The following is a 19,576-nucleotide window of genomic DNA, read 5'->3' on the forward strand; positions in this document are numbered from 1 at the left end:
CTAATTCCTCCTCGAACTAAGGTTTGTAAAATTTGTATCTGTCATTTTTAAAACTAGTATTCCTCGTAAATACCCTTGTATTTTTCAGCTGAAACTTTCCAGCTGAAATCTTTGGACATAGCTTGTTTTACTAATTTATTCCAGACGTCAGGACTTTTCGAATAAACATTGATGGCCATTTCTAATACTTTTCTAAAAACCGCAGCATCATAATTGTTAAAACTAAAACCAGTTCCTTCACCCGTGTACTGATTGTATGGTGACACAGTATCTTTCAAACCGCCCGTCTCATGTACGACAGGAAGCGTCCCGTATCGCATCGCAATCAATTGCGAAATCCCGCACGGCTCAAACCAAGAAGGCATTAACAACATGTCCGCCGCCGCATATAACTGCTGCGCAAAACCAATATCAAACGTCATATTCGCCGACATTTTCTCTGGATAAATGTATTCGAAAAACGGGAATGCCTCTTCAAATTCACGTTCGCCCAAACCAAGAATCGCAATCTGCACATCTTTTTGCAATAGAGCGTCCAGATTATCGACAAGCAAATGGCACCCTTTCTGATGCGTCAGGCGGGAAACCATAATAATGAGCGGAACATCTGGGCGAACCGGCAAGCCTAGCTTTGCCTGCATCGCCGCCTTGTTCGCCGCTTTCCCAGACAAATCCGTCGCGCTAAAATGGTTCGGAATAAGCGGGTCACTCTCTGGGTCATTCAAATCCTGATCAATCCCATTCAAAATTCCCGTCAACTTCCAAGCATTTGCACGAAGCAGTCCGTCAAGCCGTTCTCCATACATCGGTGTCTGAATCTCCTCCGCATAACTCGGGCTCACCGTCGTAATCCGGTCTGCATACTGAATCGCACCCTTCATAAAGTTCACATCATCATAGTATTTAATCCCGTCCTCATGCCACGTCTGCATCCCAATCCCAAGTAATTCCTCCAGCACACGCGGTGAATAAATCCCTTGAAACTGCAAATTATGAATCGTAAGCACCGTCTTAATTCCACGATAAGCCTCAATCCAGTGATACTTATCCGCCAGAAGCAGCGGAATAATCCCCGTATGCCAGTCATTCACATGAATCCAGTCCGGAATAAAATCAATTTTTTCCATCATTTCACAAACTGCCATCGAGAAAAACGCATAACGCTCCGCATCGTCATAATCCCCGTACACATTCGGACGGTTAAAATAATACAAATTATCGATAAAGTAAAACGTCACACCGTCACGCATCAACGTTTTCACACCACAAAACTGTTTGCGCCAGCCAACGTCCACCGTAAATTGCGTCACATCCTCCATCTCATTCTTGAATTCATCCGCCATCTTCGTATGAAATGGTAACACTACGCGAATATCTACACCTTGCTTCACTAATTCTTTTGGCAACGCGTAAGCCACGTCCGCTAAACCACCGACTTTCACAAAAGGAAAGACTTCCGCCGCTGCAAACAAAACTTTCATTGCTGTACCTCCGCCTCTTTGTTGCATTCGATATGCTCATCTTTTCTAACCACAATCGGCTCATCTTTCGTACCAATCAATCTCACACCTGGTGCAATAACGCTCTTCTTATCCGCGATTACATATTCCAAATGCGCCCCAGCACCGACTTTTGCACCTTGCATAATCATCGAATGACGTACCTGCGCGCCTTCTTCCAAAAGCACATTCCGGAAAATCAGCGAATGCTCCGCCGAGCCACGTAATAAGCAACCGTTCGCTACAAGACAATCCACAATATCCGATTCCTCCGCATAAAATGTCGGTACTTCATTTTTGGCCTTTGTGTGGATTTTCTGATTTTCTTGGAAAAGCGCCGCCAAATTACGGTCATTCAGCATATCAAAATTGCCCTCAAAATATGATTTCGTCGAATAAATTTGGCGCATATAGCCCGTGTACTCAAAACCACTCGCATTCGTATGCGCAACAGCTTGCTCCATCACCGCATCTAATGAAAAATCGCGTCCTGTTTCCCGATAATTTGCAATCAGTTTCAATAATAACTCTTGCTTCAATAAATATATCTCCAGACTAAGCGCGCTATTCTCCTCAATAGTCTCCCCTTTTGGTATAGGTGTACTTTCCGAAATATGACCCGCGGCATCCAATGTCAAAACGTCCAACTGTTCATGATCTTCCGCATCAATTGCACTCACCAACCGCTTATAAACCACTGTCACATCCGCATCCTGCTGCTTATGGTGCTGCAAAATCGATTTCACATCAATATTACAAACCATCTTGCTTCCCATAATCACCACATACTCCGTCGCTGATTTTGTCAAGAAGTTCAAACTATTATCATAATTCTCCTGCGAAAAATCATCCGAATTCCGCTCATCAAACACGAATAAACCACCATACATCGTATTCAAATCCCATTCTTTACCACTCCGAATATGGTCAAACAACGATCGGTTATTCTCATTTAAAAACATCGCAATCGTATTAATACCAGCATTCGTCATATTAGAAAGCGGAAAATCAACTAACCGATATCGGCACGCAAATGGCATTGCCGCAAGTGGCCGATTTCTAGTCAAAGGTTGCAAACCCATTTTGTTTTCCGATAGATTTAAGATTCCACATATTTTATTAGTCTTCATCTTCAGACACCCCAATCATCGCATAGTGACCAACAACTTCAATGTCATCCTCACCAATAATTTCAACATTATCCGCTATCTGTGCATTTTCGCCAACAATAACGCGTTTTAGCACTACATTCTTCCCAATGACCGCATTTGGCATGACCACACTATCTTCAATCACACTATTTTCCCCAACATTGACATTTTGCGATAAAATCGAATGTTTCACACGCCCATTAATATAGCAGCCATCCACAATCAGTGCATTTTTCACATCCGCCTGTTTCGTAATATGCTGTGGCGGTGCAATCGGGTTTTTCGAATAAACACGCCATTCGCGATCACGAATATTCAACTCATGACACGGATTAATAAACTCCATATTCGCTTCCCAAAGACTCGAAATCGTTCCAACATCTTTCCAATAACCCGAAAAACGATATGCAAACAAATTCTCTCCATTGCTCAAATACGCTGGCACAATATTTTTACCAAAGTCACTCATATCAATGTCTTTCGTCTGCGCTTCTTTCAAATACTGTTTCAACAAACTCCATTTAAAAATATAAATTCCCATCGACGCCAAATTACTCTTCGGCGTTGCAGGCTTCTCTTCAAACTCAATAATGCGATCTGTGCTATCCACATTCATAATGCCAAACCGTGAAGCTTCCTCGATTGGCACTTCAATAACAGCAACCGTGAGCGCCGCATTTTTTTCCTTATGGTAATCTAACATTTTTTCATAATCCATTTTGTAAATATGGTCACCTGACAAAATCAAAACATATTCCGGATTATGGCTATCAATAAAGCCCACATTTTGGTGAATCGCATGCGCCGTTCCTTTAAACCACTTCTCACCTTCCAAACTAAGATGCGGTTGTAAAATCGTCACACCACCACTTTTATAATCTAAATCAAAATACGAGCCGTCCCCAATATGGTCATTTAACTCAAGTGGCTGATATTGCGTCACAACGCCAACTGTATCAATACCCGAATTCGAGCAATTACTCAATGAGAAATCGATAATACGGTATTTCCCCCCAAATGAAACAGCTGGTTTAGCCATTGTTTTTGTTAAATCTCCAAGCCTTGAACCTTGTCCACCTGCTAAAATCATTGCAATCATGTCATTTTTCATAATCCATTGGGTTCGTCATTACAACGAAACCCTCTCACCGCCCTTTATGATATCCTTTTATTCTCTTTGGCTTAATTATAAGTACACTCATTGCTGGCAAAATAACTTCAATACTGTAAGGTAAGCCATTATGACCTTCCATGCTCGTTTTCATTTCCGGTTGTGCAAAATCCCATGTTCCTCCGAAATCTCGCGCCTCCGTATTCAGTAACTCCTCATAAATCCCCTCGTATGGAACGCCAATGCGCACACGCTGCCGCTCCACTGGCACAAAATTACAAGCCACTACTAGGAAATCCCGCGGTTTCACACCTTGACGAATAAATGTCAAAATCGACTCATCCCGATTATCCGCGTCTAAAATAGCCATTCCTTCTGGCTGATGATCTTGTTCAAAAAGCGCCTTATGACTCATATACAAAGCATTTAACGTCCGCACAAAAAACTGATATTGGTGATTCAAATCTTGATTCAAATCAGCCCATTCCAACTCCTCCGCGAACTTCCATTCCAAAAACTGTCCTATTTCATTACCCATAAAGTTCAACTTTTTCCCCGGATGCGTCATCAAAAACGCCTCAAGCGTCCGCAATCCTGCAAACTGGTTATAACGATCACCTGGCATCTTATGCATCATGGACTTCTTACCGTGCACCACTTCATCATGTGACAATGCCAAAATATAATTTTCCTTAAACATATACATAAATGAAAATGTCACCAGATTAAAATGGTCCTTACGAAACAATGGATCCATCTCAAAAAACTCCAAAATATCGTTCATCCAACCCATGTTCCACTTGTAATTAAAGCCAAGCCCATTTGCCTCCACAGGCTTCGTCACATTCGGGTATGCCGTACTTTCCTCTGCAATCATCAATATATCGGGATACCGCCTAAATACTTCCGTGTTCAACTTTTGCACAAAAGCAATGCCTGCCTTGTTCAAATTGTTTCCGTCCTCATTCGCTTCCCAATACCCGTCATCATAATCCAAATAAATCATGTTCGACACCGCATCCACACGCAATCCGTCCAAGTGACACATCTCAATCCAAAACAGCGCGTTCGAAATCAAAAAGCTATGCACTTCTGCCTTCGATAAATCAAAATTCAGCGTCCCCCAACGAACATTATCCGCCTGAAACGATTTCCAATACTCAAACTGAGGCGTACCATCAAAATAAGCAAGCGCATTATCATTCCGACAAAAATGTCCCGGCACCCAGTCCATAATTACGCCAATATTAGCCGCATGACACGCATCCACAAACCCCATGAACTCCTCAAGCGTCCCGTACCTCGCACTAAGCGCATAATATCCCGTAATCTGATACCCCCAAGATGCGTCTAACGGGTGTTCCATCAATGGCATAAACTCAATATGTGTATATCCCATCTCCACAACATAAGGAATCAACAACCCCGCCAATTCCGCAAAATTATAAAACTCCTGCTCCCCGTCACCTTTTGGCTTCCGCCACGAACCTGCGTGCACCTCATAAATATTGAGTGGCGACGCGTATACACTTCTTCGCTTCCGTTTCGCCATCCAGCGCCCATCCGTCCACTTAAAATCAGGCAACTTCGTAACCACAGCCGCATCTTTAGGGCGCAACTCAAACGCAAAACCATACGGATCCATCTTCAATTTCCGATTACCTTTCGCATCCTCCACCAGAATCTTATAATGCTGTCCCGGCTTCGCATCCGTCGAAAACCCTTCCCAAATTCCAGTCTCCCCAAGCAATGTCAATGAAAAACCCGTATCCCAATTACAAAAATCGCCAACAATCGCAATTCCCTTGGCATTCGGCGCCCAAACACGGAACGAAAATCCCTCATTGCCTTCCTTATCTCTTGCAAACTGACATCCCATTAGCTGATAACTTTGAAAGTAACTCCCAGTATTAAATAAATATGTATCCGCCTCTGACATGTTTCCAATCAGCAATTTATTGCTCACTTCATCACACCCTTTTTGAATAGTCTGTCTATTCATCTTATCGAAGCTATCACCGCTTATGCCGCATTCTGAAGAAGTTTTCAGGAAACAAAGCATTGTTTTCCATACATCTAATATACCAGATTTTCACTCCATTTGAAAATAATACCTCTAGTAATAAAATTAACATTTGCTCTTTTATAATCACGTTCTCTGCTACATATCAAAAAGAAAGAACGCAAACCACTTGGCCCACGCTCATTTCATCTTATTTAATAAATTAAATCTAGGAAATCTTCCAACGTAATATTTCCAAAATAGTGCTTAATATCTACACCTTGCAACGCCGTTTCGATAGCTTTTCGGTCATAATTCACACCGCGCAACTTATCCTCAATCTCCGTCACATCGCCGACACCAAAGAAATCACCAAAAATCTTCACGTCCGCTATCACACTTTTAACAACATCTAAGTGCACATCAATACCACCGACTGGAAAACGTTTCGTTCGTTCTAAATTAAACTTTGGTGACTTCCCATAATTCCAGTCCCAGTTATTATATCGTTTCTTAGAGATGGCAAGAATCTTCTCCCAATCGGCCTCCGTCAACACGTATTCCTTAACATCTTTCACATTTTCCACATTGAACAAATCAAGCAGCAATAAATCCCGAAATGCTTCGGTCGTCATTTTTTGCTCCATAAATTCCGAAATGTTAGCGACGCGGCTACGCACCGATTTAATGCCTTTCGACTCAATCTTATCCTTGCGTACTTTGAGTGAGGCCACGACATTATCCAAGTTCAAATCAAGCATCAACGTCCCATGCGAGAACATCTTGCCTTTCGTTGCAAATTGGGCGTTCCCAGACACTTTAAAATCATCAATCAAAAGATCATTTCGACCTTTCAACTCTGCATTCACGCCTTGTTTTTTCAATGCTTCCACAATTGGCTGTGTAAATTTGGCAAAGTTGTGGAACGAATCGCCGTCATCTTTCGTAATAAAGCTGAAATTCAAGTTCCCTTCATCATGGTACACCGCACCACCACCAGATAGGCGTCGCACGACTTTAATATTATTTTTAGCAACATATTCTGTATTAATTTCTTCAATCGTATTCTGGTTGCGCCCAATAATAATCGACGGCTGGTTAATATAAAAAAGCAACACCGGCTCGTCCAAATCAAGCTCCGTCAAAATAAATTCTTCCACCGCCAAATTAATCGTTGGATCTTTCACATTCTTATTATCTATAAAATACACGCCTTACTTCCTCCTTAAAACTCGATAATCAGGCCTTTTTCAGCCAATACGATTTGTCCTTTATATTCCGATGCAGCCTCAGCTTTCAATGTCGCCAGCTCGCCAAACTGCGGTAAATGCGTTAACAACAATGTCTTCACGCCCGCATCATGCGCAAGCTTGCCAACTTCCGTGCTCGCCATATGAATCTGACTTTTCCCAGCCAAATCCTGATAGAAATTCGTATCCGTCATCAACAAATCCGCATCCTTCGCAAAAGCAGTAAACGCCTCCTGATACGCCGAATCCGCCGTAAATACAAATGTCTTCCCGTTCGCCTCAATTCGCATTGCATAACAAACAACCGGATGCACCGTTTTTAAGAACGTAATCGTAAAAGGGCCAACCTTAAGCTCCTTGCTCGGATCATACGCAATGCCTTCCGACACGTTCGGCATAGATAAATAAGAAAACCCACGAGCATCTTCATCATGTCCATAAATCGGCAACACGGGCACATCTTCGTTCATCCCACCAATCAACCGATAATGCTGCAAAATCCCGACATCCGCCACATGATCCGGATGATAATGCGAAATAATCGCCGCATCAATCGTATTTGGGTCCACATAATTTTGCATAATAGAAACGGCGCTAGCACCAATATCAATCAATAACTTAAATCCGTCCTCTTCTAATAAGTAACTAGACGTCCCTTCATCCACTTTCGGATAACCGCCCCAATGACCAAACACAGTCAACTTCATGACCCCACGTCCTCTCTCGAATTGGTTTACTAGTTTATCATACACTAAAATCAGCACAGATAACAGATTTTGCGACTAAAAAAAGCGCACACCATTTCTGGAGATACGCTTTATTTTGTAGACGCTTTATATGAATACTCTCACTAACCGAAACGTAATATAAGAAACTTGCGTGTGCATAAAACGTTCCATCATTTTAAGCTATTATACTTTGTTAAATCAATGGTTTCACAAACATTCTTCGTTTCCATTTTAAGTCAAGCAGTTCAGACGCCACTTCTCCATCTTTCTCCCACGTGATTTTAAATGTTGTACCATCCTCTAAATCTTTTTTTCTAGGTGGATTATAATACGTTTCATTTATCCACCGATTTTTTCATTAAAATTACCGGCTTCTACAGCTAATATTTCTCTATCGAATAATGGATATGTTTCTCACCTTCTAGCTGTTCTATTTTCAACAATCTAACATTTGATTTCGTAAATTAACCAAAATAAAAGTAATTCAACTTAAATCTATACGCAAAAAAAGCGCAAGAACAATTATATCGTCCTTGCGCTTCTTTGCACACCATAAATCTAATTTCTAGTTAATTCCTGTAACATCTACTAAAGATATGTTAGAGAAATTAACAATACCTGAAGTTAGCAGACCATAACCGCCTAGCTCTACAAAGTATACCGTAGTACTTGTTGTGGTGGCCGTGAAATTTAGTGTAGTCAGTGTTCCTGTAGGTTGTTTCCAACCACCAGTTAATGTTCCTCTATCGGCTGCCAATGTTTGCCCTGTGGATATTTGCGAACCAGATATAACAGTGGCGTTGTAATAGCCATGCCCACCGTCTGTCGCTACATATTTAAAGCTATACTGGTGTCCTGGAATGGTGGCTACTGTCTGTGCCAGTAAACCTGCATGATTTGCGCCCGATTTCATGTCAACAGAGCCGTTACCATTTGGTTTAATATCCATTTGTGGGCCTAATATTCCTTTGCTTACAGTCGTCCAAGTACCGACTGCGCCACTATAGTTATACAGGTTATCTGCTTGTGTTCCTATTGCCCCTGTATATGCGGTTTCGCCCCATTGGCCTAATCCGTTAAACTCTGGGTTGACAATCATGTTCTCGCCATTGACTCTAACCGTGATTGTTTTGCTGATGTTACTACCATCTGTTGTAGTCACCGTGATAGTTGTTCCGCCACCTTTTTTAGCTACCCAGTTGCCATTTGCATCTACTGTAATGATGTTTGTGTCATTCGATGTGTAGGTTAGTTTTTTATTGGTTGCGTTCGTTGGCAGTACTGTTGCATCAACTTTACCTGTGTCGTTAACGTCTGCTGTAATGTTAGTTGCTGCTAATGTGATGTCTGTCGCTAGTATAACTGGATCTGTTACTGTTACATTGACTGTTTTCGTGATGTTCGAGCCATCTGTTGTTTTCACTGCAATCGTTGTTGTTCCTGCTTTTTTTGCTGTCCAATTGCCGTTTGCATCTACAGAAATGATACTGGAATCTGTTGGTGTGTAAGTCAATGTTTTGTTCGTTGTGTTACTTGGTTGGACTGTTGCACTAATTGCACCTGTTGTACCGACAGTTGTGTTAATGTTCGTTGTTGCTAGATTAATGTCTGTTGCTAGTACGACTGGATCTGTTACTGTTACGTTAACAGTTTTCGTGATGTTTGTGCCGTCTGTTGTTTTGACTTGAACCGTTGTTGTTCCTGCTTTTTTCGCTGTCCAATTGCCGTTTGCATCTACAGAGATGATGCTGGAATCGGCTGGTGTGTAACTTAGTGTTTTATTCGTCGCATTCGCGGGTTGTACTGTCGCTGCGATGGTACCTGTTTTACCTACTGTTGTATTAATATTTGCTGTTGTTAGGTCGATTCCTGTTGCTGGAATGTTTGCTGGTCCTGTGATGTTGATTGTAAATGTCCGCACTGTGTTTCCTTTTGCGTCTTTCACTGTTACTAAAGTGCTTCCTGTTTGTTCTGTGTGTCCAAATACAGTGAGCCATGTCGCTTTTCTCACGGATAACAAGCTAGGATTTGATAACGTGTAGGTGAATTGATCTTGGTCTAACTGCGTTCCTGCACTGTTATACATTGCTACATCAATTTGATCATTTCCATAACCGTCTTTGTAAGTGTTTGACACCGTAATATTATCGCCATTCGCAATGTTTGTATCTGGAGCCCATCCATTTTGGTAAATCCACTTCATGCTTGATACTGCATTTGGATCTGTTACTGTCACATTGACTGTTTTTGTGATGTTCGAGCCATCTGTTGTTTTCACTGCAATCGTTGTTGTTCCTGCTTTTTTCGCTGTCCAGTTTCCGTTTGCATCTACAGAAATGATACTGGAGTCGGCCGGTGTATAGCTTAATGTTTTGTTCGTTGTGTCTGTTGGCTGTACAGTCGCATCAATTTTGCCTGTTGCATTTACTGTTGTATTGATATCTGTTGTATTAAGTGTTAAGTCTGTTGCTACGATTGCTGTTGAAATGAGCGCGGCATTCATATCTGTACGTGTTTGTTGTGCAGCTACGCTGATGTAGCCAGAAACACCGTCACTACCAAATGCTGTGTTAGCTAAGTTTTTATATCCTGTTGGCGGCGTCACTCTGACATAGTAAGTTCCTGGTGTAACCGTCTCAAATTTATACAGACCATTGGCATCTGTCGTTGTTGTTTCTATCACTGCACCCGTATTGCTGTAAAGTGTTACAGATACTCCAGCGACACCGGATTCACCAACTTCTTGCGTACCATTTTTGTTTAAGTCATTGAAGACTGTGGAACGAATTTGACCTGTTTTTTGTGCTAGTGTCAAACGGAGATTGGAGATGTTGGTTGTGCCGTCTGCTTGTAGGTAGTAACTATTTCCGTCGCTACCAAACCCTTGGGAAGAATCAAATGTGTAGCCTTCTGGTATTGTTGCTTTTACATAGTAGTTTCCTGCTGCGATACCAGTAAAGCTGAAGTTTCCTTGGGTGCTTGTTGTCACTGTTTTCACAAGTGTCCCGTCTACATTATAAAGGGAGACATTTTCGCTCACTCCTTGACCACTTGGTGTATTTATTACACCGGAAATCGTTGTATTCGCTTGTTTTCTTAGTGAAATGGAGTAGCTAGATGCCGTGTTGCTACCCGTTAAGCTAATGTAGTTACTGTTGCCGTCACTGCCGTAGCCGTTGCTGCTTACGAAATTGTAGTTACTTGGAATGATTACTTTTGTATAGTAATTTCCTGCTGCTAATCCTTCAAAACCATAACGGCCGCTAGAATCTGTTTGCACAGTAGTAATCAGATTGCCTTGTACATCATGTAATTCTACACGTATATTCGCGATTCCAGTACTCGTTGTTGCATCTGTTACTAGGCCACTAATGGCAGAATTATTTTTTGCAACTAAACCTAAATTCAGCTCGTTACGAAGTGTCTGTTCGCTCGCAACTGTGAAGTAATTTGTAGCGCCATCGCTTCCAAAGTATGTGCTTGACTGATATTTGTAGTTAGCTGGAATATCAGCTTTTGCGTAGTATCTACCAGGTTTTATGGCGTTAAAGCTATAAGCACCTGTGCTATCTGTTGTTGCGTCGGCTACTTTTGCTCCTACTTCACTGTACAATGCTACATGAACACCGCTTATTCCTGCTTCTCCGCTATCTTTTTGTCCATTCCCATTGGCATCATTATAGACAAAGCTTTGAATAGCTCCTTGTTCTGGATAAAAGCCGAAATGGTAACCTGTGATGGTATTGCCACCAGAAATTGTGAAATAGCTTGAGTTACCGTCTGAACCGTTGATGCCCTTCGTTGTATAAAGTTTTTCATCAGAAGGTAAGGTCGACATGTCTACGTGTAAATAGTAAGTCCCGTCTGGAACGTTTGAGAATGTATATCTACCGTCTGTTCCTGTTGTTGCCGTTCCTATCAGTATTCCTTGGTCACTGTAAAGTTCGACTTTAATGCCCGCTACGCCTGTCGTTTCATTGCTATCTTGTACGGCATTTCCATTTAAGTCTTCGAACATCACATCACTAATGCTGCCTTCACCAGATGCTTTTAGTTGTTTGATTGTATTTTCTGCTGCAGATACTGTTGTGTAGGGTTGGATAATCGGTGTTAAGCTTCCTAGAACTAACACACCTGTTATAGCTCCTATCCCCCACTTTTTCATACCTTTTTTACTCATAAATAAATTCATCCCCTCATCATTTAAAATCGAAATAGTCTACATCATTTTAACTATTTCATTGTCTACATTATTGAATTGTGTTCAAAATAAAAACAGCAACTTGAAACTTTTTAAAACTTTATTTTGTACTTTTCGTCACAATTACTTGTTTGGCGTTATGATATGTGATTGTGCTGCTTCTTTTTATTATTTGCAAATAAAAGAACAGCTACCACTACCGCCATTCCTATGCCTATAGTTGCTGCCATTAACGGGTAGCCTTGAAGCATTGCTGCACCGATAATTGGACCACCTCCCGTCATTGGGACTAATGGATTTAAATTTCCGCCTTGACTCATTGTTTTGCCTCCTCTCTAAGTTGATTTTTAACCTGACTTTTCTCAAGACTAACTTGTATCAGGTTGGTATGCGTTTATCATGTGTCTTCCCCCTTAGCAAATCGGATTATAATCTGATTTTTTTAACTACTTACGGATTTATGTATGCCTTTGTAAAACCACTCTTTTTTGCGCCGCTAATATTTTTATCTTAGCATGTAGTTTTTTATGTAGATGGAAAGTATACGTCACGAAGAGCCTTTTATTTCAGAAAAATTGTGAACATTTTTCTAATATAGGTAGCTTATGCACAAAAAAAACGCCTTGCACAGAATTCTCATTCCGTACAAGGCGTTTTCTCATGCCATTATTTGAAATACTTATCTTCTTTATCCTTGGTTAGTTTCTCCGTCGATATCAGCTTGCCAATTGCCACGAATCGCTTGTTTGTCTCTGTTGCCACATCACATGTAATCAGCGTGATTTGTGGCTCCTTGGTGTTATCGATAATACCAACTTCGGTATCTTTCACGATTTTTGTACTTGTGACTTCATATGTGTATAGATTCGTTAAATCTGTTAGGTACACTTTGGCGCCTTCTTTGACATCCATGATTGGGCCAAATAACATCGACTGGTTTCTCATATGATGGCCTGCGAGTGGATAATTTCCTTTACCCATTACCTGATCTTCACGCATGGTTGTTGCACCCGCTAATAAGTTCGCCGTATTCGTTCCTTTTAAGACCATTAAATCAAGATCAACACTTGGAATCGCAATGGAACCAATGACTGCATCTTTGTTGTAATTCGCTGCACCTTTCACAACAGAAGTCATTGATGGAAGTTCTACGCTCGCGAAGTCAAATGTGGCATCTTTACTATTGTTTTTATTAATCGTTTCCGCAGTATAATTCGTTACAGAATCACGTCCGCTTAAATATTTTACAACACCACTCTTGATAAATGGTGAAAGCACGAGCAGTAGCCCGATAATTAAAATGATAATTGCTATTGTTTTCTTCAATATACTAAGCCCCCTTGCAGTTCTCTCTCGATTATATAGTAGGAACCTTTCCAAAAGCAACGATAAAACTACGCGAAAAAAAAAAGCCTGCCTGCCTCATCGTATTCTATATCCGTCTTATCCCTTCTACACCAAGGTTTTAAAAATAACTCAGGCTTGCGACGCATGTTTTTTAGTTTCGTTTTTGTTAAAGTTATGTTACTATTAGATTAACTTGGGTTTAGAAATAGCGAAAAGCTCTTTACATAGTAACCCGGTTTTTTTTATTCTTTTTTGTCTTAAAAAATGAAACAGTACTTACTCACACAGAGTGTTAGGAGAGATGAATTATGAACGCATGGAAAGAAAAGGTCCTAGGTTTCTTAAGTAAGAACTATGGATTTTTTATTCTAGCCGTCATACTATTTTGGCTAAAATCGTACATTGCTTATAACGTCGCATTTAATTTGGGAATTGAGAATCCCATGCAACAATTTTTATTATTGATTAATCCGCTAAGTTCTGCAGTGTTTTTCATGGGACTAGCCTTATTTGCAAAAGGAAGAAGGTCTTTTGTTTGGATAATCGTTATTGATTTTATACTTTCATTTGGCCTGTATGCAAACGCGGTTTATTATCGCTTTTTCAGTGATTTTATTACGTTGCCGAATATTAGAGAAATTGGTAGTCTAGGAGAGCAAAGTGGTAGTCTTGGTGCGCTTATGCACTGGAGCGATATTCTCTATTTTGTGGATATACTCTTTTTAATTGCCTTACTTATTTTCCGCATTGTAAAACCAAATAAAGAAGCGCGTATTCGTGCTCGTAAAACAGTTGGTGTTCTAACGCTTGGTGTTGCCATGTTCTTCGCGAACTTAGGCCTTGCGGAAATCGATCGTCCAGAACTATTAACGCGAACTTTTGACCGTACTTATATTGTGAAATATCTTGGAATGACGAACTTCCAAATTTATGATGCTGTTAAAAGCACGCAAAACTCAACACAGCGTGCGCTTGCGGATAGTAGCGATGTCAACGCTGTGCTAAACTATACCAAATCGAATTACGCGCAGCCAAACCCAGAGTATTTTGGTAAAGCGAAAGGTAAGAACGTTATTTACATCCATTTAGAAAGTTTCCAGCAATTCCTGATTGGCTATAAGCTACATGGACAAGAAGTTACACCTTTTATTAACTCATTCTTTAAAGATAAGAACACGATTAGCTTCACGAACTTCTTCCATCAGACAGGGCAAGGGAAAACTTCCGATGCCGAAATGATGCTGGAAAATTCATTATTCGGTCTTCCACAAGGTTCGGCATTCTCAACAAAAGGAAAGAATACGTATCAATCAGCGCCAGCTATTTTAGGCCAGCAAGGCTATGATTCAGCGGTTTTCCACGGGAACTATAAGAGTTTCTGGAATCGCGACGAAATTTACAAACAGTTCGGCTATAATCATTTCTTTGATGCTAGCTACTATGATATGAATGATAAAGACGTTTCTAACTATGGGTTGAAAGACAAACCGTTCTTCCTTGAGTCTGAGAAATATCTACAAACATTGAAACAACCGTTTTATGCGAAATTCATTACGTTAACAAATCACTTCCCGTATCCGATTGCTTCTGATGAGGCAACGATTCAACCAGCTGACACGGGCGACACTTCAGTGGATACCTATTTCCAGACTGCTCGTTATTTGGATGAAGCTGTGAAAAGTTTCGTGCAATATTTGAAAGATAGCGGTTTGTATGACAATACAGTGATTGTTATGTATGGTGATCACTACGGTATTTCTGATAACCACGCACAAGCAATGAGCAAAATCCTTGGTACAGATTATAATGCTTATCAAAATGCACAAGCGCAACGTGTTCCATTTATGATTCACGTTCCAGGCGTTGAAGGTGGTATAAAAGATACGTATGGTGGTGAAATTGATGTTTTACCAACCCTACTACACTTGCTCGGTACAGATACGAAGAATTACGTACAACTTGGCAGTGATTTGCTTTCTAAAGATGTGAAACAAGTCGTTCCATTCCGAAACGGTGATTTCATTACACCTGCTTACTCGATGATTGGCGGCAAGTTCTACAATCAGAAGACAGGCGAAGAAATTACGACGACAACAGACCAGATGAAAGCAACGAAAGACAATGTTGCAAAAGAACTCGAACTCTCTGATGAAGTCTTGCAAGGCGACTTACTTCGTTTCTACACACCAGAAGGCTTCAAGAAAACCGATCCTTCGAAGTATAACTATAATAACAAGAACAAGTCAACAACAACCGATAGTTCTAGCACAGATGAGGCAACTACTGAAAATTAAATGAAACATACGAAGATTAGTAGAGACTTGGACAATCCCGAGTCTCTACTTTTTTTGCAATAGTAATATAGGTGTCTAACTCCTCTAAAAACGAATCTATTAAAGATGATATATAGCGTTATGAAAAATACGTATCAAAAATCTAGTTTCAGATTTTTGATACGTATTTTATAGTTCAGAAAGCCATTAATCTCGTTCTCTTATTGTTATTCCTAGTTCAAAACGGCTTTGCTATTGATTGATTTAATTGGATTGAAGTGATAAGGGTGTACGTGCAATTTCTTTGCTTTTTCCATCATAACCTATTACATAGACAACATCGCTAGATGAGCCGATTTGGCTACCTGCAAAGTATTTATAGGTGCCATCTGCTTGAACAAATGCTTGTGATGTACCTACTACACCATTGACTTCTATACCTACTTTAGTGACTGCACCTGTCGCTGTTCCGTGAATATAACGATCCGAACCGCCAACAGTAAATGTATCAGCTTTGACAGTACCTGTTGCGTTGGTTAATGTGACAGTTTTACGATCTAGTTCACGTCCGCGTTCATCAAGTGCAACTATTACGGCTTGATCTGAAGGAGAGGTTACAGCTTTTGCATAATATTTAAATGTGCCATCTGCTTGAACAAATGCTACCCCTTGTTCAGCGCCATTGACAATCAATTGGACTTTCTTCACATCACCTGTGGCTGTACCGTGAATGTATGCATCTGAGCCACCTACTTGATACGCATCTACAGCAATTGTTCCTTGTGGAGCAGTTACACTCACTACCGCACGATCAAGTTCTTTGCCTTTTGCATCGTAGGCTACCATTGTAACATTATCACTGGCAGATAAAATCTTACCACTTGCATAGTATTGATATTCTCCACCATTAGCTGGAATGCGTGAATACTCAGTGCCATTTACAAGCATTGCAATGCGGGCTACATCTCCAGTAAAGCTTCCTTTCACATAACTATCTTTTCCTATCGAAAATGGATTTGCTGTAATCGTTCCTGCTGTTGGATTTACCTTAGCTTGGACGGGTACTTTCACGCGATCCATTTCACGACCTTTGTTATCATAAATGACAACATAGACATCATCGTTTGTAGATGTAACTTGACTACCAACGTAATATTGATATGGACTTGTTGTGGCGTTAATTCTGCTTATTTCTTTTCCGTTGACAAGTACGCCAATTCGAGAGGCATCACCAGTATATGTCCCATGAATATATCCGCTACCAATAGTGTAAGCTTCAGCTGTAACTGTGCCTACGGGAACACTATTTTCTGCCAGCGGTACATTCGCGCGATCTAATTCGTTTCCTTTTGCATCGTATGCAATCATTGTTACAGCATCGTTAACTGAAGCAATTTTACCGCCTGCATAATATTTGTAAGCTCCTTCTTTAGCTGCAACAAGTGTCGATGATTTTCCATCCACCACCATTTTAATTTTTGCTACATCACCTGTTAAATTACCTGTGATATAACCATCTTTACCAATGGTGAACTTATTGGCTGTAATCGTTCCTGTTGTTGGTACATTTTCTTTTACTACGGAAACATTGGTACGTGCTAATTCTTTGCCTTTGTTGTCGTAAGCGACCATAGTTACTGCATCATTATTGGAAAGAATTTTACCATTGGCGTAGTATTGATAGTTGCTTCCCGTTACGCCAATAACTGGATAAGAAACTCCATTAATAATCATTTTCACGCGTGATACATCCCCGGTCACATTCCCTTTCACGTAGCCATCTTTACCGATGGTGAATGTATTGGCTGTAATCGTTCCTGTTGTCATTGCTTCTTTTACTGGTACATTCGCGCGGTCTAGTTCTTTACCATTCGTATCATAGGCAATCATTGTTACTGCATCTTTGGCCGAAAGAATTTTACCACTTGCGTAGTATTGGTAGCTTGTTCCAGATGCTGATATTGTAACATACGATTTTCCGTTAACAAGCATTTTTACTTTCGCTACATCGCCTGTCAAGTTCCCTTTCACGTAGCTATCTTGGCCAATTGTGAAGGTGTTGGCTGTGATTGTTCCTGTTGTCGCAGCTTCTTTTTTCAATGGTACATTAGCTCGGTCTAGTTCTTTGCCATTCGCATCGTAAGCTACTACTGTTACTGAGTCATTCGTGCTTGTAATATTTTTGCCTGCATAGTATTTGTATGGCGTGCCTGTTGCATTAATTGTGCCTAATTTTTTGCCGTTGACTAGTAGACTTAGTTTTTTCACGTCACCAGTGTAACTACCTGTAACGTAACCATCTTTGCCAATTGTGAAGGTGTTGGCTGTGATTGTTCCTGTTGTTGCAGCTTCTTTTTTCAATGGTACGTTAGCTCGGTCTAGTTCTTTGCCATTCGCATCGTAAGCTACTACTGTTACTGAGTCATTGATGCTTGTAATTATTTTTGCCTGCATAGTATTTGTACGGCGTGCCTGTTGCATTAATTGTGCCTAATTTTTTGCCATTGACTAGTAGACTTAGTTTTTTCACGTCACCAGTGTAACTACCTGTAACGTAACCATCTTTGCCAATTGTGAAGGTGTTGGCTGTGATTGTTCCTTGTGTAGTAGAAATAACTGTAACTGTGATTGTTTTTGTCGCTGTATTTCCTGCGGCATCTGTCACGGAATATGTTACATTGTACGTGCCCGCTTTAGATGTATCCACATTGTTGCTTGTCACTTGAATTTTGCTGGTGATGTCACCGTCTTTGTTGTCAGTGGCTGTAACACCTGCTTTTGGATCGAAGCTGTCTCCTACTTTTAATGTTTTATTGCTCGCTGTGATTTCTGGTTTGGTTGTGTCTGGAGCATCGTTTACTGTGACTGTGATTGTTTTTGTCGCTGTATTTCCTGCGGCATCTGTTACGGAGTACGTTACATTGTATGTGCCGGCTTTGGATGTGTCTACATTGTTGCTTGTCACTTGAATTTTGCTGGTGATGTCGCCGTCTAAATCATCATTTGCAGTGATGCTTGCTTTTGGATCAAAGCTGTCTCCTACTGTTAATGTTTTGTCGCTCGCTGTAATGACTGGTTTCGTCGCATCGATAACTATTGTTTTAGCGATAACTTTTTGATTATACGTATACCATACACGAAGATGCGTACCTGATGGTAATGCCAATGGTAGTGACATTGTATAGGTGCCATCTGCTCCGAATCGGAAACGATTACCAATAGCAGTTCCGTTGTCATCATTGAACAGACGTGCTAATGATCCTGGATTACCGTGTAGCACAACTTTCAGATCCGTTGATTTTACTGGATCGATAGAAAGCGCTACGCTCAATTTGACCGTTACTGTAATTGTTTTTGTCGCTGTATTTCCTGCAGCATCTGTCACGGAGTAGGTTACATTGTATGTGCCCGCTTTGGATGTGTCTACATTATTGCTTGTGACTACAAGTTTACTAGTAATGTCGCCATCTTTGTTGTCAGTGGCTGTAACACCTGCTTTTGGATCGAAGCTGTCTCCTACTGCTAGAGTTTTATCGCTCGCTGTGATTTCTGGTTTGGTTGTGTCTGGAGCATCGTTTACTGTGACTGTGATTGTTTTTGTTGCTGTATTTCCTGCGGCATCTGTTACGGAGTACGTTACATTGTATGTGCCCGCTTTGGATGTGTCTACATTGTTGCTTGTCACTTGGATTTTGCTCGTGATGTCGCCATCTTTGTTGTCATTAGCTGTAACGCCTGCTTTTGGATCGAAGCTGTCTCCTACTGTTAATGTTTTATCGCTCGCTGTGATTTCCGGTTTGGTTGTGTCTGGAGCATCATTTACTGTGACTGTGATTGTTTTTGTCGCTGTATTTCCTGCGGCATCTGTCACAGAGTAGGTTACATTGTAAGTGCCGGCTTTAGATGTATCCACATTGTTGCTTGTCACTTGGATTTTGCTAGTGATGTCGCCGTCTTTGTTGTCAGTGGCTGTAACACCTGCTTTTGGATCAAAGCTGTCTCCTACTGTTAGGG

The 19,576-nt window shown here is 40.8% G+C and carries 12 protein-coding genes; 1 reads left to right on the forward strand and 11 read right to left on the reverse strand.

Annotated features, from left to right (window positions below; translation table 11 throughout):
• Nucleotides 1–53: 53 nt before the first annotated feature.
• From glgA to PRIP_RS09905, 9 genes are all read right to left on the reverse strand, one after another.
• Nucleotides 54–1,481: a glycogen synthase GlgA gene (gene glgA / locus PRIP_RS09865; RefSeq protein WP_036101027.1), complete on the reverse strand. Its 1,428-nt coding sequence runs from the start codon at nt 1,479–1,481 to the stop codon at nt 54–56.
• Nucleotides 1,478–2,629 carry a glucose-1-phosphate adenylyltransferase subunit GlgD gene (gene glgD, locus PRIP_RS09870; RefSeq protein WP_036101028.1) on the reverse strand — a complete coding sequence of 384 codons (1,152 nt, stop codon included), beginning with the start codon at nt 2,627–2,629 and terminating at the stop codon, nt 1,478–1,480. Before glgD ends, glgA begins: the two co-directional genes overlap by 4 nt.
• A complete protein-coding gene (locus PRIP_RS09875; protein WP_036101029.1) occupies nt 2,619–3,761 on the reverse strand; it encodes a glucose-1-phosphate adenylyltransferase in 1,143 nt (380 codons plus the stop codon). Before PRIP_RS09875 ends, glgD begins: the two co-directional genes overlap by 11 nt.
• Nucleotides 3,762–3,795: 34 nt before the next feature.
• Nucleotides 3,796–5,727 carry a 1,4-alpha-glucan branching protein GlgB gene (gene glgB / locus PRIP_RS09880; RefSeq protein ID WP_241434148.1) on the reverse strand — a complete coding sequence of 644 codons (1,932 nt, stop codon included), beginning with the start codon at nt 5,725–5,727 and terminating at the stop codon, nt 3,796–3,798.
• Between the two features lie 251 nt (nt 5,728–5,978).
• Nucleotides 5,979–6,974, reverse strand: a complete 996-nt coding sequence (locus tag PRIP_RS09885; protein WP_036101030.1) for a lipoate--protein ligase — start codon at nt 6,972–6,974, stop codon at nt 5,979–5,981.
• A gap of 14 nt (nt 6,975–6,988) precedes the next feature.
• Entirely contained in the window at nt 6,989–7,720 is a 732-nt protein-coding gene (locus PRIP_RS09890) for an MBL fold metallo-hydrolase (RefSeq protein ID WP_036101031.1), read from the reverse strand.
• A 586-nt stretch (nt 7,721–8,306) separates the two neighbouring features.
• On the reverse strand, nt 8,307–11,921 hold the full coding sequence (locus PRIP_RS16310) for an SdrD B-like domain-containing protein (protein WP_052008851.1): 3,615 nt from the start codon (nt 11,919–11,921) through the stop codon (nt 8,307–8,309).
• Between the two features lie 158 nt (nt 11,922–12,079).
• Entirely contained in the window at nt 12,080–12,262 is a 183-nt protein-coding gene (locus tag PRIP_RS09900) for a hypothetical protein (RefSeq protein WP_036101032.1), read from the reverse strand.
• Nucleotides 12,263–12,608: 346 nt separating this feature from the next.
• Nucleotides 12,609–13,271 carry a class A sortase gene (locus tag PRIP_RS09905; RefSeq protein ID WP_036101049.1) on the reverse strand — a complete coding sequence of 221 codons (663 nt, stop codon included), beginning with the start codon at nt 13,269–13,271 and terminating at the stop codon, nt 12,609–12,611.
• A 326-nt stretch (nt 13,272–13,597) separates the two neighbouring features.
• On the opposite strand from PRIP_RS09905, the gene ltaS reads away from it, so the two are divergent.
• Nucleotides 13,598–15,583, forward strand: a complete 1,986-nt coding sequence (gene ltaS, locus PRIP_RS09910; protein ID WP_036101033.1) for a lipoteichoic acid synthase — start codon at nt 13,598–13,600, stop codon at nt 15,581–15,583.
• A 243-nt stretch (nt 15,584–15,826) separates the two neighbouring features.
• Here ltaS and PRIP_RS09915 read toward each other — a convergent pair whose 3' ends face one another.
• Complete coding sequence (locus PRIP_RS09915; RefSeq protein ID WP_036101034.1) at nt 15,827–18,016, reverse strand: immunoglobulin-like domain-containing protein; 2,190 nt, start codon at nt 18,014–18,016, stop codon at nt 15,827–15,829.
• Nucleotides 17,985–19,576, reverse strand: a 1,592-nt coding sequence (locus tag PRIP_RS09920) for an immunoglobulin-like domain-containing protein (protein WP_149023807.1), incomplete at its 5' end; no start/stop codon positions are given. The genes PRIP_RS09920 and PRIP_RS09915, both read right to left, overlap by 32 nt.

The sequence above is a fragment of the Paenilisteria riparia FSL S10-1204 genome, assembly GCF_000525995.1.
Taxonomy (GTDB): Bacteria; Bacillota; Bacilli; order Lactobacillales; family Listeriaceae; genus Listeria_A; species Listeria_A riparia.

What these genes read in the sequence shown, in the direction of transcription:
- PRIP_RS09900 (WP_036101032.1), bottom strand. Translation starts at nt 12,262, where the DNA reads ATGAGTCAAGGCGGAAATTTAAATCCATTAGTCCCAATGACGGGAGGT.
- glgA (WP_036101027.1), bottom strand. Translation starts at nt 1,481, where the DNA reads ATGAAAGTTTTGTTTGCAGCGGCGGAAGTCTTTCCTTTTGTGAAAGTC.
- PRIP_RS16310 (WP_052008851.1), bottom strand. Translation starts at nt 11,921, where the DNA reads ATGAGTAAAAAAGGTATGAAAAAGTGGGGGATAGGAGCTATAACAGGT.
- ltaS (WP_036101033.1), top strand. Translation starts at nt 13,598, where the DNA reads ATGAACGCATGGAAAGAAAAGGTCCTAGGTTTCTTAAGTAAGAACTAT.
- PRIP_RS09915 (WP_036101034.1), bottom strand. Translation starts at nt 18,016, where the DNA reads ATGCAGGCAAAAATAATTACAAGCATCAATGACTCAGTAACAGTAGTA.
- PRIP_RS09890 (WP_036101031.1), bottom strand. Translation starts at nt 7,720, where the DNA reads ATGAAGTTGACTGTGTTTGGTCATTGGGGCGGTTATCCGAAAGTGGAT.
- glgD (WP_036101028.1), bottom strand. Translation starts at nt 2,629, where the DNA reads ATGAAGACTAATAAAATATGTGGAATCTTAAATCTATCGGAAAACAAA.
- PRIP_RS09875 (WP_036101029.1), bottom strand. Translation starts at nt 3,761, where the DNA reads ATGAAAAATGACATGATTGCAATGATTTTAGCAGGTGGACAAGGTTCA.